This window comes from Flavobacterium sp. 9, from assembly GCF_002754195.1.
GTDB lineage: Bacteria > Bacteroidota > Bacteroidia > Flavobacteriales > Flavobacteriaceae > Flavobacterium.
Genome location: NZ_PEEU01000001.1, coordinates 5,596,690 through 5,621,151, shown reverse-complemented (window position 1 = coordinate 5,621,151; position 24,462 = coordinate 5,596,690). Strand labels below are relative to the sequence as shown.

Sequence of the window (24,462 nt, the reverse complement as noted above, 5' to 3'; positions counted from 1 at the left end):
TTATAATCTTTTCAGGGTTTTTCTACTATTCATTTTCTCTATCAAAGATATAAGATTTACTGAAGCTTTAGAAAATTACGTTCGAAAGTAGTTTTTGTACTCGCAATCTTTTACCTTAAATTTGCACAGCCGTGACAAACAGCAAAATATTGGGAAATATAAATAACGAGAGTCTGGATCAGGCAAAATAAAGTGGAAGTAGAAAATAAAGAAACGAGTTGGATCATTTGCGAAGAATGTCAGGGACGCGGTAAAAAAAGCCGTGGAATTACCAAAAAAGCAAAACTTCGCTATCAAAATGCGTTAGCCCAATTTGAAAAAACAAATGGCGAAACAACCGCTCCAATTCCTCCAAAAGGACACCAACACATTTGCCCGAAATGTTCCGGATCGGGATTGATTCCTTCTGAAAATCCTCCTGTTGCAGATACAGAAAACTACCCGCACGTTGCTATTATTGGCGGCGGAATTGGCGGAGTTGCTCTGGCTGTAGCTTGTTTACACCGAAAAATTCCCTTTACGATTTATGAACGCGATACTAGTTTTGACGCCAGATCTCAAGGTTACGGACTTACTTTGCAACAAGCGAGTAAAGCCATCGAAGGATTAGGTATTTTTTCGCTAAAAGACCGCGTAATTTCAACAAGACATTTGGTACATACTACTGAAGGTAAGGTTATTGGAGAATGGGGAATTCGAAAATGGATTCAGTCTGACGAGAAAACTTCTACGAAACGTTCTAATATGCATATCGCGCGTCAATCGCTGCGTTTGGCATTATTGGAACAACTTGGCGGACATGATGCCATAAAATGGGGACATCAATTAATTGATTATACCAAATGTGACGACGAAAGTATTGCACTAAACTTTCAAGTTGATGGCGAAATAAAAAGCGTCAAAACCGATCTTGTTGTTGGTGCCGATGGTATTCGAAGTTCGATCAGAAACTTGCTAATTGGCGAAGAATCTGCTCCTTTACGTTATCTGGATTGTATCGTGATTTTGGGTATTTGTCCATTAAATGCGCTTGAAAATCTTGATAATTCTTTATTAGATTCTGCTACGGTTTTTCAAACTGCAAATGGCAATGAACGAATTTATATTATGCCTTATAAAGCAGATTCTGTAATGTGGCAACTTAGTTTTCCGATGCCGGAAGATGAAGCTAAAGCATTAAGTGCCAAAGGTCCAAAAGCACTTAAAGAAGAAGCGTGTTTAAGAACACAATGGCACGATCCGATTCCGCAAATTTTATTGGCAACTGCCGAAGCTCAAATTTCAGGATATCCTGTTTATGACCGCGAATTACTTCAACCGGAATTGTTGGAAAAAGCTGGTTCAATAACTTTAATTGGCGATGCTGCACATCCTATGAGTCCGTTTAAAGGGCAAGGTGCAAACCAGGCTTTACTTGATGCACTTATGCTCGCTCGCGGAATTTCAAAAGGTTGCAGACCTTCATCTGAATGGAGAAAACTCGGAATAAGAAAAAATGTCTTAACCGAATTTGAAGCCGAAATGTTGAAACGAAGCGCCACCAAAGTAAAAGATTCAGCCGATGCTGCTCAATTTCTACATTCTGATATTGTACTTCATGAAGGCGACGAACCTCGAGGACGTTGTTTAAAGCGAAAAGACGCTTAATATTTCCTTCCTGTAACATTCAATTATAAGAAGTAAGAGTTATTATTTAAGGATTTATTTTCTTAAATTTACTAAGCTTTTTATAATCAACTTACATGGAAATGAATAATTTGGAATTAGTTTCCATTAAGGAAGTACTAATTAAAAAGGTCAATGGTTTCAACAGTTCAACGGTATCGGATATTCTTTCTGTAGAAGAGCCTTTGGAAATCAAGATCGAATACGGACCTGAAAATCAAAGGATACAAAAGAACGTTTCTGTAACTATGCGAACTCCCGGAAATGATCCGGAACTTGCCATAGGTTTTTTATTTACCGAAGGAATTATATCGTCTTATCATGTTGTAAAAAATGCTTTTCATTTACAAACCGGATGTAAATTCGAAAAGAAAAATAATATTCTTATTGAGTTAAAAGAGGATTTTATTCCGCATTTAATGCAGGCAGATCGTAATTTTTATACTTCTTCGAGTTGTGGCGTTTGCGGAAAAGGTTCGATTGAATCCATAAAAACCGTTAGTTCTTTTAATCACACAAACAGACCTCAATTAAGTCTTTCGACAGACATTTTACATCAATTGCCACAAAAATTAAGATTAGCCCAAAGCGACTTTGCTTCAACAGGAGGAATTCATGCTTCCGGCCTTTTTTCTATTGAAGGAAATCTTATGCTTTTGCAGGAAGATGTAGGGCGTCACAATGCTTTGGATAAGCTAATTGGCGCCGCTTTGGCTTCAGATTTATTGCCTTTAAACCAACATATTTTACTTCTTAGCGGAAGAGCCAGTTTTGAGTTAATTCAAAAAGCAGCTATGGCCGGAATATCGATTGTCGCGGCAATTGGTGCTCCGTCAAGTCTTGCGGTAGAATTGGCAAAAGAATTTAATATCACACTTTTGGGATTTCTGAAAGAAGATCGTTTTAATATCTATAATTCCAGCGATGAAGTGATAATAGAAACTTCGCATCAATACTGAAAAAAATATTGAAGATCATCATCCCGAAAAAATCATCATTATTCAACACTTTTGTTCCCGAGCTAATTAAATAGAAAAGCTATGAAAGAAGATCAACACGATAAAAATACTGACCCACAAAAATTACCGGATCCTGAAAATCCATACAGACTTTTAGACCTGAAATTGACAAAAGTAGAAAACTGGGCTGCAGGAGTTCCTGCTGTAATATCTGCTTTTAGTGATCTTATCGAAGAAAAAACGCTTGTTAGAGGAACAAAAGCATTATTTAAGATGAATCAGGTTGGTGGTTTTGACTGTCCAAGTTGTGCCTGGCCTGATCCTGATGACGAGAGATCTCCGCTTGGCGAATACTGCGAAAACGGTGCTAAAGCGTTGGCAGAAGAAGCAACTACCAAAAAAGTTACAGCTGAATTCTTTAAAGAAAACTCTGTTTACGATCTTGCCAAATTAGACGATTATCAAATTGGTAAAATGGGACGTTTGACAGAACCTATGTATCTGCCTAAAAATGCTACACATTATCAGCCAATAAGTTGGGACGATGCTTTCAAAAAAATAGCAGAACATCTTAATGCTTTAGAATCTCCCAATGAAGCTGCTTTTTATACTTCAGGAAGAACTAGTAATGAAACGTCTTTTCTTTATCAGCTTTTTGCGAAAGAATATGGTACTAATAATATGCCCGATTGTTCGAATATGTGCCACGAAACTTCTGGATCTGCTCTAAGACCAACAATTGGCATTGGAAAAGGAACCGTAACATTAGACGATTTTTACGATACAGATGTTATCTTAATCATTGGGCAAAATCCCGGAACTAACGCACCACGAATGTTGAGCGCTTTATCAAAAGGTAAAAAGAACGGAGCAAAAATTATTGCCATAAATCCGTTACCGGAAGCAGGATTAATGGGATTCCGAAATCCGCAGGAAATTAATGGTATTATTAGAAGCGGCGTTAAACTTGCCGATCTTTATTTGCCTGTAAAAATAAACGGTGATATGGCTTTGCTAAAAGCTCTTGAAATTATATTACTTGAACTCGAAAATAAAAACCCTGCAAAAGTCTTTGATTATGATTTCATCAAAGAGAAAACTACTGGATATGAAGAGTTTTTAAAACAGTTTGACGATTATAATCTTGATGATCTTGTCTCGCTTTCAGGCGTTTCGAAAGAAGCAATTTATGAAGCTGCCGAAATTATTGCTTTCAAAAAACGAATTATTGTTTGTTGGGGAATGGGACTTACACAACAACCCAACGGCGTCGAAATGATCAGGGAAATTCTAAATATTTTATTGCTAAAAGGAAGTATTGGTAAACCGGGCGCAGGAGTTTGTCCCGTTCGTGGCCACAGCAATGTGCAAGGAAACAGAACGATGATGATTGACGAAAAACCAACAGACGAACAGCTTGATCGCCTTCAGGCGTTTTATGGTTTTAATCCGCCTAGAAGTCATGGTTATGATGTCGTTCGAGCTATTAAAGCCATGCAGGAAGAAAAAGTGAAATTACTGTTTTGCATGGGAGGTAATTTTTTGTCTGCAACGCCAGATACGACTTATACTGCGAGCGCTTTAAGAAAGCTTAATTTAACGGTTAACGTTTCTACTAAACTCAATCGCAGTCATTTGATTCACGGACAAGAAGCGCTTATATTACCCACTCTTTCCCGAAGTGATCTTGATATTGTAAATGGCGAAGCACAGTTTATAACCACAGAGAATTCTATGGGCGTCGTACAATCGTCAAAAGGAATGCTCAAACCGGTTTCTGATAACCTTATTAACGAAACTCAGATTGTATGCAAAATGGCGATGGCAACTTTAGGAAGTAAATCTGTAATTGACTGGAAACGTTATCACGACAGTTATGATGCAGTAAGAGATGATATCGAAAAATGTATTCCGGGTTTTGAAAATTATAATAAACGTGTACGCGAAAAAGGCGGTTTTTATCTGCCAAATGCCGCACGACACGGACAATTTATTACGAAAAGATTTGGCGATCGAGCGCCTTTCACCTTAACAACAATTCCAAACAACGAACTTTCGCCTGACGAATACATGATGGCAACAACACGAACGCACGATCAATTCAACACCACAATCTATGGTTTAGACGATCGATATCGCGGTATAAAAAACGAACGCAGAGTAATATTCATGAATCAAAAAGATATTGATCTGGCAGGATTTAAAGCCGGTGACAAAGTCGATTTATTCAATTATGATGACAATATCGAACGAATTGCGCCTTTGTTTATAATTGTTTCGTACCAAATACCGGAGAAAAATACGGTTACTTATTTTCCCGAAACTAATGTTTTGGTTTCGGTTAATAATGTTGTGAAGGATAGTAATATGCCGGCATCAAAATATGTGAAGATTAAAATCAAAAAACACGATCCTAAAATTTATGATCGAATAGGTCGATTGTAATTGAGTACATTATTGTAGCTTCTACAAGCAATGTCATTAAGTTAAGCTTTTAGAAAACAAAAATAATCTCGCAAAGACGCTAAGTCGCAAAGTTTTTGTAAACACAATATTGTCATTTCTGACAAAACCTTTACTCCCTAATAAACCTCAGGACTTTGCCTTTGCAGGAGATTTTTTCATCATAGCGTTCCAGAGGAACAAATTATATTGTAGGGATGGATTTCAATCCATCCTTCGCAATCAAAATCGACAATCTTTGCAGAGCTTCTCACGAAGATTTCTCCTCCGTCGAAATGACAAAAACTTTGCGACTTAGCGTCTTTGCGAGATTCATTAATGACAAAAGCAACTACTCCGCTGAATAATCATCTAATAAATCAAATGTTGGTACAAAAAACAACGTTCCGGTTTGTGCTGTACTAAAATCTAATATTCGATCATAATTTCCTGGAGGATTACCAAGAAACATATTTTCTAACATCTTTTTTGTTGTACTGAATTTGCTTGCATAAGCAATAAAATAAGTTCCAACTTCTCCTTTTGAAGGATTTCCGAAAGGCATATTATCGCGTACAATTTTTAAATCCTCACCATTTTCATCTGTTATGGCGGTAAGTGCGCTATGCGAATTTGTTGGTTTTACGTCGTCAGCCATTTCGATATCATTCATTTTAGATCTTCCAATAACTTTTTCCTGATCTTCTGTGGATAGATTTTCCCAGTTTTTCATGTTGTGAAAATACTTCTGGACAAATAAATAACTTCCTCCTTTATAAGCAGAATCTTCCTCTCCTACTACACCAAAAAAATCTCTTTCTTCGCCTATCGGATTTTCGGTGCCGTCAACAAAACCAATGATTGAACGACCATCCCAATATCTAAAACCATGCACTTCTTCAAGACATTCTGCAACTAATTCCAATACATTTGAAATTGCCATTGCCATATCAAAACAAATCGCTGCATTTTGAGCTCTTAAATGAAAATGAAGATCGCCAACCGTTGAAATTGCAGCATGTTTAGCGCCTACAATTGGTTCAAAATTCACCAATTCTTTAGGCAAAGGCGTTGGTAATCCAAGCTTTATCCACGCATCATGTCCAATTCCCATAACACAACTGGTTCTTCCGTCGGGAATTCTAATCGTATAAGAATTGTTTAAATTACTTACCAATGCACAAATTTTCTCAAATGCAGGTTTTATATCCGCCTCATTTTTAAATTTCCAAACCATAAAAATGGTATTATTATTTGGATAGTCGGTGACGCTTTGCGAGTGATTCATACTTGGTATTTGTTGGTTATTTTCTATCAAATTTAAAAATAAAATTCTAAAGAAAGACCTACTATTCGCTAAATAGAAACAGTCTTAAAAGTTAACATTATCATAAAGTAAACTTCACTAAACAACTGAATAAAAATGGATTAAATTTTATAATTTTACATTATTCAATTAGTTTTTAAACCCATAGGATTAAATGGAAACTACAATTTTTCTCTATTGGATAATTCTATTTGGAATTTCTTTTGCAATTACTAAAATAGATTTCCAATTCAACACTTCAATTGTTTACTTCAGATACTTTAGAAGCTGGACTGCGAATGTCTTTTATTTTGTAACAATTATGGGCGTTTCCATGATTTCTGCCTGGCTATTTTTTCAAATAATTCATCTGATATTTAAAGATCATTTCATGTTTTTTAGTGAAATTCTAAATCCCTGAAGAATGAAAAAAAAGCGCTAAATCTTTCAATTTAGCACTTTCTTTCCTTTAAACAATTTCTAATAAATCAGGCTGAAACATCTTACAAATTAAACTTCCTGATTCCAGTATTTAACCAATTATAATAATCATCACTATCCGGATTATAAGCGGATGGTTCTATCAAATTCGAGTTGTTATGATCGACAAGAGCATAAAAAGGCTGCGCATTTGCTTTGTATGTTTTAATTTGTAAATCGCTCCATTTATTACCAACGGTTTTTATTTTTTTGCCTGTAGTTTCAGAAACATATTGTTCTTCTAAAGGCAACTCTTTTTTATCATCGACATAAAGGGAAATCAAAACCAAATCCTTTTTTAAAACGCCTAAAACCTTAGGTTCAGACCAAACTAATTCTTCCATTTTTCTACAATTTACACAGGCATATCCTGTAAAATCTAGCAAAACTGGTTTTCCCGCTTTTTTGGCAAATTCCATTCCTTTGTCATAATCATGAAAAGTGATAATATCCTGCGGTCCATATTCTGCTCCTTCGGGCAAAATAGATTTAGTTGTTGATTCAGAATTTTTCGAAAAACCAACGCCATAAGGTGATTCGCTATATTGCATTGGCGGCGGAAAACCGCTAATTAATTTAAGCGGAGCTCCAAAAAGTCCCGGAATTAAATAAATCGTAAAACTCAAAACCAATATTCCAAAAGTCAGTCTTCCAACAGAAATATGTGGCAAAGGAGAATCGTGCGGTAAAGTAATTTTTCCAAATAAATAAAGCGCCAGAATTCCAAAAACGGCAATCCAAATCGTTAGAAAAACTTCTCTTGACAGAAAATGCAATTGCAAAACTAAATCGGCATTGGATAAAAATTTGAATGCTAAAGCCAATTCTAAAAAGCCCAAAACCACTTTTACAGTATTGAGCCATCCACCTGATTTTGGCAACGCATTTAACCAACCCGGAAAAGCCGCAAATAAAGAAAATGGCAATGCAATGGCGATCGAAAATCCTAACATTCCAACAATTGGCGCAATTCCGCCTTTTGATGCTGCTTCGACTAATAAAGTGCCTACGATTGGTCCTGTGCAGGAAAATGATACAATGGCCAAAGCCAAAGCCATGAAGAAAATACCGATTAATCCCCCTTTATCGGCTTGAGAATCGACTTTGTTGGCTAATGCATTTGGCAGCATTATTTCGAAAGCACCCAAAAATGAGCACGCAAAAACCACTAATAAAAGAAAGAAAATCAAGTTGAACCACACATTTGTAGAAAGCGCATTTAGAGAATCTGCGCCAAAAACCGCGGTTACAATTGATCCTAATAAAACATAAATAATCACGATTGAAAATCCGTAAATCAAAGCGTTTCTCATTCCTGCGGCTTTGGTTTTACTTTGTTTTGTGAAATAACTTACCGTCATCGGAATCATCGGAAAAACACAAGGCGTTAATAAAGCTGCAAATCCGGATAAAAAGGCAATTATAAAAATCCCCCAAAAGCTTTTGCTTTTTTTCTGAATTGGGTTACTTACTTCCTTTTTGACTTCTTTAATTTCTTTGGTTAAAACCTTATTTTCAAGCGAATCTGTTGTTGTCGAAACAATTGCCGAATCTGTAGAAACTGCATTAATTTCTGTTTTTTGATCTGCTTTTTCTGTGATTTTCTCTGTTGTCGGTTTTACCGAAAATTCAATTTCTTCGGTACTTGGCGGCAAGCAATTTTCGTCATTACAAACCATAAAATCAACATCTGTTTTGATTTTAAATGGTTTTGAAGAAAGCACTTTAATGCGTTGTCTAAAAACTGATTCTTTTTCGAAAAACTTAATTGGCATTTTGAAAACCGGATCCTGAATTGTTTTCCCTTTTTCTTCTTTTACGTCTCCAATCAATTGAAAATCGGGGCTTTTTGGGAAATTAAAATGCGTTGGAATTGGTCCGCCATCGCTCACATTCTGACTGTACAAATGCCAGCCGGAATCTATAATTGCTTTTATCTGCAACTCATATTCTGTATCCGAGATCTTCTGAACGCTCGGTTTCCACTTAATTGGATTATAAATTTGAGCTTTTACCATTATCGAAAACAACAGTAAAAAACTCGCTAAAAGTATGTTTTTGTTCATGGTTAAAATTTTAAAAAAAGGAGGGTTGGATTGCCAAACAACCCTCCGTATAATCCACTATAAAAATCTATTTGCTTACTAATTCAAAATATTTAGTTATAGGGAAAATAATTAATCACTTTTATAAAAATCTTTAAAGAGAAATTATAATTGTGGTTTAAAAACGACTTCGTATGAATCTGCTTTGTTCAGGAAAGAATTTGCAAAATCTTGAATATCTTTTGCTTTCATACCATTTACAATGTCCAGATAATTTTTTGGGTCGTCCATATTTAGATTATTCTGAAAATAATTATAAATCAAATCCATGCTGTTATAATTAAAATCCTTCTGATCCTGCTTAACTTTTATGTAATTGGTTCTTGTTTTTTCTAAGTCTTCTTTTACTATTTCGCCTTTTTTAATTTTATCAATTTCCTGATAAACAATTGGCACTAAATGATCGACTTTGTTAGCATCACAATCAAATGCAACAGCAAGTGTCGCTGTAGGTTTTGGTAGTTTTACAACACTCGCTCCAACTTGCGCACCATAAGTTCCGCCTTCTTTTTCACGTAAACTTTCGGTTAGTCTCAAGGTTAAAATATCTCCTAAAAACGAAGCTGCAATTACATTTTTCTGGTTATAAGCATATTCTTTTTGATATTTGATTTTAACCGAACTCTTTGGCGTTTCCATCTTTAGATAAATATTCTTCTGAATTTTATTCGAAACCCATTTAACGGTATTATCCTTGAATTTTTCGTTTCTTTTGGCTCCTGTAATACTTGCAATATATTTTTCTAATAATGGTTTTAAAACCTCCGGAGTTATGTCTCCCACGATATAAAACTCGAAATTTCCAATGTCTCCAAAACGCTCCAAATAGATTGCTTTCATTTTATCAAAAGACAAATCATCGATAAATTGCTGGTCCATTAGACGTATTTTCGGATTGTTTTTTCCGTAAACCGCATACGTTAAACTATCAGACATTTTTGCGTTGATATTTTTCTCTTTATTCTTCAAAGAATTCTGTTTTCTTTGTTTTGTCAAGGCATATATTTCAGGATCAAATCTTGGTTTCATAAAGCGCAAATAAACCAATTGCATCATGGTTTCTATATCTTTTACGTTTGTATTAGCCTGAATCTTTTCGGTCAAATTAGAAATAGACGCATTTGCTGATGCCGTTTTCCCTTTCAGAACTTTTTCTAAATCTGTATTAGAAAGTGATCCAACACCTGACATCATCGCCAACGTTGCAGCGCCATCAACTGATGGAATATCTACAGGTTCGTATAATGAAGCGCCACCAAAACTTTCGGCCACCAGTGATACTTCTTTTTTGTTTTTATCAGCAAATTTGTAATGTACTTTTACGCCATTGCTCAATACATAAGTCGTTGCATCAATTGCTGCCGTTTTTTGTTCTGACACAATTTTTCCAGGCGCCAAAACCGTGTCTCCCATAAGAGTTTGAGCCACAAATGTGTCTACATATGGTTTTAAAGCAGGATTATTTTCGGCTTTATTGATAATATCAAAAGCTTGTTCCTGTGTTAAATTGTCTTCATTTTCTACTCCTGTAACTCCAATTACTCTATTGTTTGCAGTGTATAATTCGTTAAGTTGCTTTTGCAGAATTACTGTATCTAAATTTTTATAAATCACCTTTTCCATTTCAAATTCAGCAACGGGATCGCTTATGATTTCATGTTTTAGATAATCTTCTTTCACCATTCCAATCACACTTTTATGCGAAATCTCATTTAACTTTTCAAGATAATCTTCATAATAGGCAATATTTTCGGCAACAGCTCTTTCAATTTCTCCTTTAGAAAAACCAAATTTAGCGGCACGAATCCATTCATTCATTACGGCTGTAAAAGCGGCTTGTTGCTGGTTTGGTTTAGGCGAAATACTGGCAAACAAAACATCATTTAAACGGCTGTAATTTTGATATCCAATTTGAGCGCCTTTAAACGGACAATCTTCTTTTTGCGCCATTTCTGCCAATCTGTTATTGATTAGTGAAAAGGCAATACTACGTTGCGTTGACTTTTCTAAATCAGCGAAGGTTGTTGTTGGTTTTTCGGCATCATGACGAATCATGAAAGTAATATTTGATGCCGAAACTTCTTTATCTAATGCTAGTTTAAAGGTTGCTTTATCACTGTTTGGAATCGCGATTTCAATACGCTTTTTAGGATTTACCGGCGTTGGAATATCTGCAAAAAGCTTTTTGATTTTTGCTTCGATATCGGCAGCATTTATATCTCCAACAATTGCGATTGCCTGCAAATCCGGACGATACCAATCTTTATAGAAATCTTTTAAAACCTGATAATCAAAGCTTTTCACGATTTGCATATCGCCAATTGGTTTGCGATCTGCGTATAAACTATTGTTGTAATAATAAGGCGAAAGCTGATCGTAAATACGTTGTGACGCATTTTGTCTCGTGCGCCATTCTTCGGTAATTACGCCACGTTCTGCATCGATTTCCTCATTTGTCAAGGACAAAAAATTCGACCAATCGTGCAAAACCAATAAACAAGTATCAACAACGCCGTCCTCTTTCGACGGAATATTGTCGAGATTATAAACGGTTTCGTCTGTACTCGTATAAGCGTTTATGTTCTTGCCAAAAATAGCGCCTTGTTTCTGAAGTGTATTCAAAATTCCTTTTCCTTCAAAATGCTTCGTTCCATTAAAAGCCATGTGTTCCAGAAAGTGCGCCAAACCTTTTTGTTTGTCATTTTCAAGAATCGAACCTACGTTTTGAATGATATAATAACTTGCTGTATTTTTATTTACGGTTGTTGGATAAATATAATACGTCATGCCGTTTGGCAAAACTCCTTTTTTTATTTTCTGATTAACCGCAATTGGATCATTTGCCTTGAAATCCTGAGCATTCGCCTGAAATATTCCAAGTATAAATAAAAAAATTAGTGTAGACTTTTGTTTATAAAACATATTATTTTTCTTTTTTTTTGTCTAATTGGGTAAAGATTTGCCACGAAGACGCTAAGTTTTTTCACAATCTTGTCATTTCGACGAAGGAGAAATCTCCGCAAGTAACTCCGCACCGAAAATCCAATCTTTGTCGAGCTTCTTGTGGAGATTTCTCCTCCGTCGAAATGACAAAAACTTTGTGCGTCTTAGTTTCTTTGTGTCTTAGTTCCTTTGCACCTTTGCACCTCTGTTCCTTTGCACCTTTTCACCTTTGCAACTCTACAACGAACCTATAAGTCTCACTTTCCCCAAAAAGTTACTTATACTTTTAATAATTTATCTAATTGTTCTCTTAATTCAGGATTTGATGGGCGAAATGCATCTGAATTGATGATGTTTCCTTTTGTATCAAATAATAAAAATCTTGGTATGGCATTTACGTCGTAATTCTTTGCTACATCTGAGTTAAAGTCTTTATCAGCCATAATTTGGATGCCTTTTAATTGCTCTTTTTTGACGAAATCTTTCCACTTTTGATTGTCTTTTGCTTTGTCTAAAGAAAGGCTTACGAATACAATATTTTTTCCGTGATAATCTTCTTCGATTTTTTTCATGTGAGGAATTTCTGCTTTACAAGGTCCGCACCAAGTTGCCCATAAATCTACATATACATATTTTCCTTTGAAATCTGAGAATGAAACTGGTTTGTCTTCAACGTCATTATAAGTGAAATTGATTCCTTTTTGACCTACATTTTTATGCAATACTTTTTCATATTCCAATATAAATGCTTTGCTGTTTTCTGAAATTAAATAAGGTTTAAGAACTGGTGCAACTTTCTCGTATTCTTCAATTTTCATACGTGATGTTGCAATTCCGTCATGCAAATAAGCGTCTATCAATAACGGATCTGTAATGTGTGTGATTGCTTCTGCTAAGTCCAGACGTTTTGGTGCCGTACCACTATTCATAGTCACATAAAAGAAGTAATTTGACATTAATGAAACGCCGTTTGCCAGTTTTAATAAATCCGGATCTGTGAACTTTTTGTCTGTTTGCCATGTTTTGATAACTGCCGGACGATCGTCTTTGTCAGGAAACGCTGTTCTTGGCATTCTGAAAAAAGTATAGCTTAATTCTTCAACATCTGTTGCTACGGCAAGTTTTAATAACTTATTAAATATGGCATCTTTGGTTTTGATTGTTTTGCTAAATGTGTCTGCTTTTGCAACTGCTCCATCAAGCCACGGATAAAAATCCAGATACGTTACGTTTCCTCCTAATCTTGCGTAAACGGCAAATTCGTTGTAAATTTCATTTGCTTTTTGAACTAAAGCATTTTGACCAACATTTTTTCCGCTCAAGACATAATTGTCTTTATTGATGACAAGATTTAAGTCTGTTTTTGGTTCTAAATACAAACGAATTAATTGATTTCGGCTTTTAAATTGTCCGTAATCTATATAATAAAATCCCGGAGTTGTGATTGGCAGCATAAAACCAAATTCGCCCAATGCATTTACTTTTGCTGTTGCAACTATTTCCGGTTTTCCTTCTACGGCGTTGTGAATCGTGATTTCTTTGACTTTCTCTTCTATTCCTGAAAGTTTTCCTGTTATAAGAGCGTATTCAGAATTGCCTGAAGCAAAACCAAATTGCCCAATAAAAATGGCAATTAATAATAGATAAATGGTTTGTTTTTTCATGATGTTTTTTGTTTTTTGATTGTTTGTTAAAGTGAAATCCTTACAGATTGTTCGTTCTGTTCTATTATAAAATCTTTAGTTTCTTTGGTGTTTCTTAGCTTTTTGATATTCTCCGGATTGCGTAAATCGGCAATTTCAAAATCATTAATTTGCGTTACTTTGGCGCCTGGTTTTATCTTTTTAAGCTCTTCGTTTTCGGTATTTAAGATGCTTTTTATAATTAGATTATCTTGCTCATCAAATTCTAAATCAATTCCTGACAGATAAAAAGAGCCCATTTTCTTAAAGCTTTTATTGGGTTCCAGATACATAGTTTTGTGCAATAAATCGATCGTAAAATTGAAACGTTTTATCAAATCAATTCCCAGTGATCCATCTGCGGAAGCCCAGCTTTTATTGTTTTCCTGATATTCCTGCATCGCAATTGTTACGTCTGGAAAATTATTTCCGTCAATCGAAACATTCGGGATTGTTTCCGCAACAATTTGCGTTTGATATCCTAAACTGTGATTTGTCGAATTGAAATCTATTTTGACATTTTGCTGCAAATTATGTTTATGATTAAAAGGTCCGTAAGCGATCAAATTATAACCGGCTCCGGTATCAAAAGTGAATATGCCTTCGATCGTTTTTTTATCTTCAAAGGTTAATCCCATTTTTACTAACGGTAAACCTGTTTTATAATCGAAAACAAACGGTTTTGCTTTTCCATCATATACATAATTTCCAAAATTATAAAGCTCAATTGTCTTGGTATCAAAGTTGACTTTTGTGATGTAATTGCGAAGTAAATTTGCGCCAAACAATCCGTCGTAAACACTGCTTTTTGGAAAAATAACCAATCCTTGATTTGGTATTATTTGATCGCCAATATAAATTGTATTGTTTGCCGAATACTGAACTTGCTGATTTCCGCCCACAACAGATGTTGATTTATTGCTCGTTACGACAACTCCCGCTTTGTGAGCGCTGTCCGGATTTAGTGCCATTCCATCGGCTCCGGTATCAAAAAGCATTAAAAATTCGCGATCTGCTTTGTTTAGTTTTATTTTAATAGCAATTGCATTTTCGATTATTTCAAAAGGTATAGTTGCTACTTTTTTTACGACTGCATTGCGATCGACTCTGTACAATTTGTCGAAAAAAGTCACATATAGAATTTTGTTTTCCTTGTCAAAAACAATTTCTGATGGTTTCTTTTCTTTTCCGCGAAAGCAAAAATCTACAGCAACACGAGTTTCGTTTTTGGCGGTAACAGATTTTCCAACTTGCAAAGAATCTAAATCCGGAAATGCATTAAAAATCCCATTCAAATAAAATTCATTTGATGACGAATCTCCAACTCCAACATTAAATTGTGGCGCCAAAAGCTGTTTTATAGTGTTGTAATCTTTCTTTTGAAATGATTCTTCAAAGGCTTTAATTACTTGCGGAATTGTGTTTTTTTGAGCATTTGCACATAATCCGGTAAACGATATCCAGAACATCAATATCTTTTTCATTTGAAATTATTTTTGCAATGTATACGGGTTATCCGCTGTTTTTGTGCCTCCAAAATCTTTTAGTAAAATGCCTTCAAATCTGGTCCATTCTTGTGGTGTATAAAATTCTTTTGAGCTTTCTAATAATTTTTTGAATGACGCTAAATCATTGGTTTTTTCGAACTCTTTTTTCTTGCGTTGCAAAATGTCAAACAAGTGAACGTTTACGCTTGATCTTCCGTAATCTTTATATAGTGTTTTGATGTTTTTTAGGAAAAACTCGTCGTAATCTTTTCCAACTCTTAATCCTGAAATGATCACAAACGGAACTTCTGCCAATAATGATGGCTGTGCTTTTAAATAAGCGTCAATCACGTCAAAAGATACATTGCGTTTGCCTGCCATATACGCTTGCTGATAAAACTCCGGATAATCTTTTTCCTGAATTTGCGGACTGTATTTTTTGAAATTTCCTTTTGCAGCAGCTTCTTTTGCGTTTTGAAGTAATGCCGTAAATTGCTCTACGCCTTGAAAACCTCCGGCAACATCAATAATTTTTCCATCAGAATTTACAAATAAGAAAGTTGGAAATCCTGTTACGCCATATTTCATGCACAGTTTTTTTCCGATTTCTTCTTTCATAATATCAGATTTAAAAGTGACAAAATCCGCGCTCAATAATGCAGCAACTTTAGGATCTGGAAATACTTCTTTGTCCATTTGTGCGCATGGCATACAACCTGTGAAATAAAGGTCTACGAAGATTAATTTCTTCTCGGCAACAGCTTGTTTTTTAACCAATTCCCAACTTTCATCTGTGGTTTGTGTCTGTGCTTTTAAGGCAATAGTTGGACAGGCGAGCAGCAAAAATGCACTTGCAATTTGAAAAATACGTTTCATAAAATGTGAGGTTTTTTTATAGCCGAATGACTTCTGAAAAATCATTCGGCTTTTTTAATAGTTAAGGTTTTTAAGTTATCTCGAGCGGTAAGCTACGTCTACGATTTTGCATAAACCGTTGTAAGTCGTATTCAGAATTAAAGCACCATTTACGGGCGGAACTGTAAATAATTCCATCTTTCCAGCGGTTCCATTATAACTTCCTACGATTAGTTTTTGTCTAAAATCTACTGGTGATCTGCTATTAAAATCTATATAAGTGATTTCTTCTGCTCCTTTGTCCAACATCAATTTAGCCGATTGAGTTCCGTTATCGTACTCGTATAATTTTCCTCCCACAGCATAAAACAAATATCCTGTATCAGGACTTACAGCAAACTTGGTTGCTTTGTCAAAATCCGGTGCATTCAGGATTTCTTTATAATAAACCTGCGCCAATTCTACACTAAATCGAAGTAAACTATACTTTCCTGTAGAAATGTTTTTTAATACGGCAAAATTTTCTCCCTGATTGTAATTTGTTGATGCCATAAAAACCAAATCACTATTGGTATTATTCCAGTCTAACACTGTTGGTGAACCCGTTAAAGGTGGCATTGCAGAACAGTTTCCTCTTGAATAACTATAACGTAAAAAACGGCGCGCATCTTTATCATAAAAAACCGGTGTTCCTAAAGATCCCATATTTTCGGCAATAAATGGTGCTGCATAAAATGGTTTACTTTCTATATCTACAATATTTTGAGGAAGACCGTATTTTATTTGCATTATTCTCATGTAATAATAAATATTGCCTTTACTGTAAATAAAATTTTCACCACTGCCATAAGATTCCATAAAATCTACTCCAAAATTACTTGGCAACGAACCTCCAACTGTTTCATAAGCAATGTTTTGAGATTGTGTCCAACTAAATGAATCCTGCTCTAATCTTGCTGTACCATTTTCTGTGGTTGTTACGTAAATTCCGTACATAAGCGGCGTAACAAAAGGCTGATTAAAACAATGAACATCAACCGCTTTTCCAGTTAATTTTAGAGCTGAACCTGTTGCATCCAGAACATCTGTAATAATACGCGGTTGCGCTACATCCGGCAAAATTGAAACCATATCTAAGCGTGGTTTTCCGTTTGCGTCACCTACTATTAACCAACCTGCATAAATAGACGAAACTACATTTAGCACAAAAGGTTCGTGCTGCCAGGTTACTCCTGTTACTTTGTCTTTTACAAAATAGTAAACATTGTATTTTGCAGGCGGTAATTTTAATGTTCCGTCAAGATTTTTTGTTGTTCCAATAGTTGTTTTTGATTCTAATGCAAGTTTTACAGGATTTACCGCAATCCATTCATAACTATAACGATCCGGATTACTGCCATCGTCAATTGTTGGATTTAAATTTGGCGTAATCTTAAAATTATCTCCGGTATATGCCGTATATGTTTCTTCGATTCCGCTTGCTTTTATTTCGTTTATAGCATTGTAACTATAATTACCTTCGTCGTTTGTACAGCTCCAACTTAAAGAAAGAAGCACTAAAAGCGTAAATAATATTTTTATATGTTTTGACATCGTCGTATGTTTTATATTAAAAATGAATAATTATCAAGGAAAAAACATTTCGCTTCCATCCTCTTCATAAATTATATTTCCTTGTTCTTTTTGATCGTTAAGATATCGTTTCATAAAGTTTTGATAGTACTGTATATCTGAAATCGATAATCCGGTACTTCCTAATTTATTATTGAACATTGCCGGTTCTAAATGCATTAAATCGCACATCAAAAAGAACTTTTTGGCTGTAAAATCTCCCAAAAATCCTGAAAACCATCCCGGAGGAACTGTCAATTTATCATCAAATGACAATTTGAAACTTATAAAACTCATCATTTTTTGCGTCAAAACATTTAGCACTTTGTCTTTCATCTTTGTGGTAAATGCTTCATTTTGTTCTAAGTTCAAAACCAGAAGCATCGTTTTATTTTTCATGTCCGGAGTTCTGAAAATCTTTACTTCGATGGTATCAACTTCTTGTCCGGCGTGCATTACAATATTGTCTGGAAGTTTAAAATGTGTTCCTGCAATAGCTGTACTTGACGGATCTACGCTTACTTTTACTTTTCTGTCTGTATCGCTTAGTTTTCCTTGTACTCTTATTGGAATTTTATATGTTTTTTCGATAATTGACGGATTTTCCAAGCCAAAACTTAATCCTACGCTGTCTGTTAAAACTTTTGCTCCAGCTATCGCAATTGGAAATACGGATGGCGAAAAATAAATATTATCGGTACTTTTATAGGTTTCTATTTCTTCTTGATTACAGGATGTAAATCCTAAAAAAGACAAAAGAATGATGCTTAAAATCAATATTTTTTTCATGTTTACTTTTTTAAATTATTGAAAATTAATCTCAGAATCCGGCAACGGCACAATATATTGAAGCGGTCCCATCGAAATGTTTCCTGATGATGCCGAACCGTTAGGAATTGTTGCAGAATTAATTCTCTTATAATAGAAAAATAATTGCCCCTCGCCTATAAATTCTCTTCTGTATTCTTTTGTAATTTCTGTTGTTAAAACTGCTTTTGGTCCCAAATCCAATAAACCTCTGTTAAAGCGAAATGTGTTTAAGTACGCGATTCCTTCTGCTGGAGTCGCTGCTGTTTCTGCCGCGATCAAATACATTTCTGAAAGTTTAAACATTGGAATCTGCAAACGAAAAAGCTTGGTTTTATCATTTACATCTTGATATTTAAAAAAGGTTTTTTGTGTTTTTCCTCCAATAATTGGAATTTTCCAACTTGGTAAACTTCTGTAATCATTATCATTAGATTCAAAAACTGTATTTAATCTGTTTAATAATGGCGCATATATTTTATCATCGGCAAGACTTGAATCAAACAAATCTGCTTGTTTTGTATATAAAGTATAATCGCTTAGTGAAAAGAAATTTTCTGATGAAAAAGTTCTGTCCGGATTTGATGAATTTGTAGCTTCCAGAAATGGTGTCCAAGGAAAAAGTGTCGTTGTTTTTGCAAAAGTAATTACTTCGTTTGCCACTGCAGATGCGCCAGTTTTATTGCCTGAATATAAAAGAACACGGGCTTTTAGACATTTTACGGCTAAGTAATTCATTCTTTGTCCGCGATTTCCGGCATAATAAGGAATACCGTCAAAAGTATTTGCTGTATCGTATTTTCCAACGGTAAGTACCGGATCTTTTGCCAATAAATTTAAAGATGTATCTAAATCTGAAAGGATTTTTGCAACAACATCTTTTGCTGGCAAAATTGGATTATTTGTAGTTACAAATACATCATAATAAGGGATTGCAGGATCTGAAGGAGCATTTTTATAAATTGGTCCAAACATACGCAGCATATCAAAATGAAGCATGGCACGAATGGCAATCGCTTCTCCTTTTAATAAATTTGCTTTTTCTGTTGAGATTACACCTTGATGTTCGTCTATACTTTCTATGAATTTATTTGCTGATAAAATAGTGGTAAACGCTTTTTCCCAAATTGCCGAAATGGTTGCTTTTGGAGTTTTTTCGGCATAAGAATAACTTGCCATTCTGGCTTGTGAGTGCGATCCTCCCATATTATATTGCTGTCCCAAAATCTCAACGGCATCCATGGTCAATTGTTTCCCATAAAGTGAGTTTGACGCCAATTGCAGATAAAGTCCGTTATGTACATTTTGAACTCCTGTTTCTGAACTATAAGTTTGATCTTCTAAAATCTTGTCTTGTGGCACAACATCCAAAAAATCGCTGCAGCTAACGGCTACAAGAGATAGAAGAAAAGTCAATGTGATTTTATATAAGTACTTTTTCATAATTATTAAAATGATAAGTTTAAACTAAGTGAGTAGATTCTGGAAAAAGGAAAATCGATGCCTCGTTCAGCTTTTATAGTAGATATTCTAAAAAATTCATTTCCTAATGCATTAAATGCTAACGCTGTAAGTCCTGCTCTTTTTAGCCAGGCTCTGTCTGTTACTCTGTATCCAAAACGAATAGATTCTCCTGAGATATAATCGTCTTTCTGGATAAATCTTGACGATATTGGTGTTGCGTTTGTTAATCCAATTGATTTAAATTGTGCAATTTGTCCCGGTGTTGTCCAACGATCTGTAAAAGCTCTTGCATCTTGATTATCAAAAATATTATCCTTAGAAATGTTTTCTACTTTATCATATAATGCATTATTAAATCGGTCTGCGCCAAAGCTGTAACGCACGTATAATCCAAAACTAAAGCCTTTGTAATTCATATTTGTAGAAACAACTCCTGTTGCAGTTTCTCTGGAATTCCCCATTACAACCTCGTCTTTTTTGTCTAGGATAAAAGTCGTTTGTCCGTTTTTCTTAAGGAAAACTTCTTTTCCGGTTGCAGGATCAATTCCTAAAGATGGTACTGCCCAAAGATCATTGCTGCTTGCGCCATCGTAGAATCTTGTTAAGCTGGTTGTTTTTTGTGCCGCTTCGTTTAAAGAAGCTAATGCATTATTGAAACCTCCCAATTTATTATCTCCAGATGTAGACATTAATCCTACGCCCCAAACAAAATTGTTTTTCAGGTCATAAATAAAGTTGTAGTTTATTTTAATCTCTAATCCTTCTGTTGTTAAGTAACCTACGTTCAACGGATAAGCATTTACTCCTGTTGAAGCTGCAAGATCTATTGCAACAATTTGTGGCGAAGTTCTACGACGATAAGCGCCTAATGTTGCTGTTAATCTGTTTCTAAACATGGCAAGATCTAATCCTACTGATAAATCTTTGGTACGTTGTGCTTCTAAATTAGGATTTGCGATTTGAGAAATTGCCAATCCCGGACCAAAAACATTCGTGTTGGCATCATAAGCATATACATCATAAGACGCATATCCTACTAAATTCTGATTTCCGGTTTGACCAATATTCGCACGTACTTTTAAGATGTTGACAATATCCTGATTCATTTTGAATTCGTTATTCAAATTCCATCCAAGACCAACTCCCCAATATGGCGAATATTTTTTGTTTGTTCCAAAGTTTGTTGCTCCGGAAATTGTTTGGGTAAAATCAAACAAAAATCTTTTATCGTAAGCGTAATTAATCTGATTGGTTAAATCGACGCTTCGAATTAACTCCGTATAAATCGTTGGTTTTTCATTGGGTTCATACCCAAAAGCAAACGACGGATTTCCGGGAACACCAAGCGGAAAACCTCTTAATTCAGATAAATAAGAGTTGTTTTTTGTTTCTAATGCCTGCGCTCTAATGGTGTAATTGAAAGAATGTACATCATTGAAAACATTAGAATATGTTGCTCCAAGATTGGCATTCCATTTATTGGTTAAAGATTCTTTTCTGGCGTATGTTCCTTTTCTGGTTGCGATTTCAGTAATAAAACTAGTGTCATCCGGCGATACAAAAACAGTTCCTATAGTACTATTTCTGGAAACTGAAATTGCTCCTGTAGTTTTAAGATGTTCGCTTACATCATAATTTAAAGCAAAGTTGTTTGTGAAATTAAAATCGATTCCTTTATTATAACTTGGCAAAAAAACATTGTATAGCGGATTAGGTGCGTGATTAACAATGGTATATTGGTTTGCCGGAATTGGCAAAGATGTCCCATCGAGATATCGCGTTATTATCCCGTTCTCATTGACTTTTGGATAATATGGACTTGCTTTTGCCCAAGTTTCAAAAGAACCATATGGCGATTCCTGATTGTTACCTCCCGAAACAAAAAAGTTGTTGTTAAGGCTAAATCTGTTTTTTCTATAAGCGATTGTTGTATTGTATCCCCAGGTATTGTGCTCAGAACCTTTCATTGTTCCGGTAAGGGTTTTGTAGTTTCCGGCAATATTAAATCTAAACTCTTCAGATCCACCACCAAGAGACAAACTGTGTCCTGAAGTGATTCCCATTTGAATTGGTTCGTTCAGCCAATATGTATTTACACCGCGACGAACTGCAGCCAAACGTTTGTTGTATTCCTGATCCCATTGAAACTGCAACTCTGGATTTAAACCTGCATTATAAGCGCCTGAAAGTCTTTCGAATTCCAGTTTTTGTTCGGCATTCATTAAATGATAAACACTTAAATCTGCTAATTCATACGACGAATTGTAAACATAAGAAAACTGCAATCTTCCCGGAACCGGTTTGTTGGTTTCGATAACTACAACTCCGTTTGCAGAACGAGATCCATATAATGCTGTCGAAGCGGCGTCTTTTAATAATGTAATGCTGGCGATTCTATTAATATCTAAATCAACAACTTGCTGCAAAGTCGTAGGAAATCCATCCAGGATAAACAACGGCTGATTAGGATCGTCTCTAAACTGACTATCTACCTGATTTGCAGATAAACTCGTTTGTCCTCTTACTTCTATCGTTGGCAAAACATTTGGGTTTGAACCCGTTATATTATTGTTTAAAACCATGAACGAAGGATCTAAAGATTTTAAACCCTGAACAACGTTTTGAGTCGAAATTTGTCTTAATTCTTCTCCTCTAAAAGTTGTTACGGCTCCGGTAATAAGTTCTTTTTTACGAACTGTAACTCCGGTATTTACAACAACTCCTTCTAATTGTCTTGTCTCTTCGTTAAGCGAAATATTAATTACTTTTCGATTGTTTACAGCGATAATCTCAGATCTGTGACCAATATAACTAAAGAGTAAAATCCCGTCATTTGGCGCTGTAATAGTATATTTTCCGTCAAAATCAGTTTGCGCAGTTGCGTTTGTTCCTTTGACTTTTACGTTAACTCCCGGCAGCGGTTCTTTTTTTTGATTTGTAACAATACCAGTGATTTCAATAGGTTTGGCTTGTTGAAGAACAATTACTTTCTCCAGCTTGTTTTCTTTTACTAAAATCGTATTGCCATTGGTAAAGCTAAAATCAAAATCTTTTTTAGGAAAACTGGCTTCAAGTAAATCGTTTACTCTGATTTTTCCTTTCTTTAAATGTACTTTAGGTAATTTTTTAAATAAATCTTCCTGATAAATAAAAGTGTAGTTTGTTTGTTGTTTAATAATATCAAAAACTTCATCTACGGTCACCGTTTTATCAGCGGGAATCACAACTTTTAGATTTTGAGAAAACATATTTCCTGGCGTAAAACCAAAAATTGCGGTGCAAAACAAGAAAATGAAGGTTCTCATAATGTTAATAATTAGCCTTTTTCTAAAAGAGAAAAAGACTCCGGTTAATTTAAATTTCATAAATTTACATGTTAATTGGTTGGTTGGTTGTTAAAATCGATTAGTTGATTAATCTCAAAAAAGGGATGAAGCGCGGTACCGTCGGAAGTCTAAACTTCAATCCCTTTTCTTTTTATTTTATTATTACTTTGTGGTTTTTTATCTCATAGGCGGTAATAAAATTAATATTCTTTATAGTGGTTAATATATCTTCCAGTTTTTGATTTTTATTCAAAACTCCATTAAATTTCACGTTTCCTAAAGCCGGGTCAGCAAACTCAATATCAACATCATACCAGCGTGATAAGACTTTTGCAATATCTTTTAGCGGCATTCCTTTAAATACAAAAAGTCCTTTTCGCCATGATGTTTCATTGTAAACATCTACCGTCGTAATTTGAATATTATCAGTATCACGACTTATTTTTGATTGCTCGCTTGGCGCTAATAATTCTCTCGATTTTGCATTGCTTATCGCTACTTTTCCTTCTACCAAAGTGGTGTAAATATTCGTTTCGTCTTTATAAGCTTTAATGTTGAATTGCGTTCCTATTACTTCAACATTTTGCATTTGTGTTTTTACTTTAAACTTCGAGCCTTTGTGTTTGGTACTTGGCGATACTTCAAAATAAGCTTCTCCGTATACCAATTCTACCTGGCGCGTTTCGCCATCTACAAATTCAACCGGATATTTTAATTGCGATTCTGAGTTTAGCCAAACTTTTGTACTATCTGCCAATTGCACAAAAAATTGTCCACCTCTTGGAATCGTCAAAAAGTTATTGGCGATTGTATTTTTATTGTTTTCTGAATTGTAAACTAATTTTTCTCCGTTACTCGAAACGTTTCCGGTTTTGTATGTTTTTCCTTTTTCGAGCGCAATTACAGATCCGTCTTCTAGAGTTAAAGTTGCTTTATCACTTCCTATCAAAATCTTTTTATTGATAATAACCGAATTTTCGGGTTTGTTAAATACATCGTTATTATAGAATACAGAAATTGAAACAAACAATAAAACAACTGCCGCAGCAGCAACTCTGAATATTGTTTTTGAATAGAAAGGTTTACTAATTGGTACAACTTTTACTTGTTCTGATGCCAAAGTATTTTGAATTCGATTTCTCATTCTGCTTTCAAGTTCTTCTTTGGGACCTAAATTTGCATCCCAATCTGATGTGATCTGAAAACTTTCGTAATAATTCAATAATGACTTATTCTCCTCGGCATTCGTCTGACCAGAAAGATATTTATTTAGTAACACCAAAAATTCTTCTCTTTTCATTTTCATTTAATATATTAATCGGGGAATAAT

14 protein-coding genes are annotated in these 24,462 nt (G+C 34.9%); 3 read left to right on the top strand and 11 right to left on the bottom strand.

Features of this window, described 5'->3' with window-relative positions:
* The first annotated feature begins 192 nt into the window (after nucleotides 1–192).
* The 3 genes from CLU81_RS23500 to CLU81_RS23490 all read left to right on the top strand — a co-directional run bounded on the left by CLU81_RS23500 (nucleotide 193) and on the right by CLU81_RS23490 (nucleotide 5,069).
* Nucleotides 193–1,647 carry an NAD(P)/FAD-dependent oxidoreductase gene (locus CLU81_RS23500; protein ID WP_233209757.1) on the top strand — a complete coding sequence of 485 codons (1,455 nt, stop codon included), beginning with the start codon at nucleotides 193–195 and terminating at the stop codon, nucleotides 1,645–1,647.
* A 95-nt stretch (nucleotides 1,648–1,742) separates the two neighbouring features.
* Nucleotides 1,743–2,624 carry a formate dehydrogenase accessory sulfurtransferase FdhD gene (gene fdhD / locus CLU81_RS23495; RefSeq protein WP_099712049.1) on the top strand — a complete coding sequence of 294 codons (882 nt, stop codon included), beginning with the start codon at nucleotides 1,743–1,745 and terminating at the stop codon, nucleotides 2,622–2,624.
* Between the two features lie 81 nt (nucleotides 2,625–2,705).
* Nucleotides 2,706–5,069: an FdhF/YdeP family oxidoreductase gene (locus tag CLU81_RS23490; protein ID WP_099712048.1), complete on the top strand. Its 2,364-nt coding sequence runs from the start codon at nucleotides 2,706–2,708 to the stop codon at nucleotides 5,067–5,069.
* A 349-nt stretch (nucleotides 5,070–5,418) separates the two neighbouring features.
* Here CLU81_RS23490 and CLU81_RS23485 read toward each other — a convergent pair whose 3' ends face one another.
* From CLU81_RS23485 to CLU81_RS23430, 11 genes are all read right to left on the bottom strand, one after another.
* Nucleotides 5,419–6,354: a Dyp-type peroxidase gene (locus CLU81_RS23485; protein ID WP_099712047.1), complete on the bottom strand. Its 936-nt coding sequence runs from the start codon at nucleotides 6,352–6,354 to the stop codon at nucleotides 5,419–5,421.
* A gap of 521 nt (nucleotides 6,355–6,875) precedes the next feature.
* Complete coding sequence (locus CLU81_RS23475) at nucleotides 6,876–8,918, bottom strand: cytochrome c biogenesis protein CcdA (protein ID WP_099712045.1); 2,043 nt, start codon at nucleotides 8,916–8,918, stop codon at nucleotides 6,876–6,878.
* A 144-nt stretch (nucleotides 8,919–9,062) separates the two neighbouring features.
* Nucleotides 9,063–11,879 (bottom strand): pitrilysin family protein, encoded by a 2,817-nt coding sequence (locus tag CLU81_RS23470; RefSeq protein ID WP_099712044.1) that lies wholly within the window; start codon nucleotides 11,877–11,879, stop codon nucleotides 9,063–9,065.
* A 299-nt stretch (nucleotides 11,880–12,178) separates the two neighbouring features.
* Entirely contained in the window at nucleotides 12,179–13,564 is a 1,386-nt protein-coding gene (locus CLU81_RS27180; RefSeq protein ID WP_233209756.1) for a TlpA disulfide reductase family protein, read from the bottom strand.
* Between the two features lie 26 nt (nucleotides 13,565–13,590).
* On the bottom strand, nucleotides 13,591–15,066 hold the full coding sequence (locus CLU81_RS23460; RefSeq protein ID WP_099712043.1) for a retropepsin-like aspartic protease: 1,476 nt from the start codon (nucleotides 15,064–15,066) through the stop codon (nucleotides 13,591–13,593).
* A 6-nt stretch (nucleotides 15,067–15,072) separates the two neighbouring features.
* Nucleotides 15,073–15,945: a thioredoxin fold domain-containing protein gene (locus CLU81_RS23455; RefSeq protein WP_158235362.1), complete on the bottom strand. Its 873-nt coding sequence runs from the start codon at nucleotides 15,943–15,945 to the stop codon at nucleotides 15,073–15,075.
* Between the two features lie 75 nt (nucleotides 15,946–16,020).
* Nucleotides 16,021–17,517, bottom strand: a complete 1,497-nt coding sequence (locus CLU81_RS23450) for a PKD-like family lipoprotein (protein ID WP_099712041.1) — start codon at nucleotides 17,515–17,517, stop codon at nucleotides 16,021–16,023.
* Nucleotides 17,518–17,550: 33 nt separating this feature from the next.
* The gene (locus tag CLU81_RS23445; protein WP_099712040.1) at nucleotides 17,551–18,324 is read right to left on the bottom strand and encodes a DUF4843 domain-containing protein; all 774 of its coding nucleotides are present in this window, start codon (nucleotides 18,322–18,324) and stop codon (nucleotides 17,551–17,553) included.
* A gap of 15 nt (nucleotides 18,325–18,339) precedes the next feature.
* Entirely contained in the window at nucleotides 18,340–19,785 is a 1,446-nt protein-coding gene (locus CLU81_RS23440; RefSeq protein ID WP_099712039.1) for a RagB/SusD family nutrient uptake outer membrane protein, read from the bottom strand.
* A gap of 5 nt (nucleotides 19,786–19,790) precedes the next feature.
* Complete coding sequence (locus tag CLU81_RS23435) at nucleotides 19,791–23,111, bottom strand: SusC/RagA family TonB-linked outer membrane protein (RefSeq protein WP_158235361.1); 3,321 nt, start codon at nucleotides 23,109–23,111, stop codon at nucleotides 19,791–19,793.
* 172 nt (nucleotides 23,112–23,283) lie between these two features.
* Nucleotides 23,284–24,432: a FecR family protein gene (locus CLU81_RS23430; protein WP_158235360.1), complete on the bottom strand. Its 1,149-nt coding sequence runs from the start codon at nucleotides 24,430–24,432 to the stop codon at nucleotides 23,284–23,286.
* Between the last annotated feature and the right edge of the window lie 30 nt (nucleotides 24,433–24,462).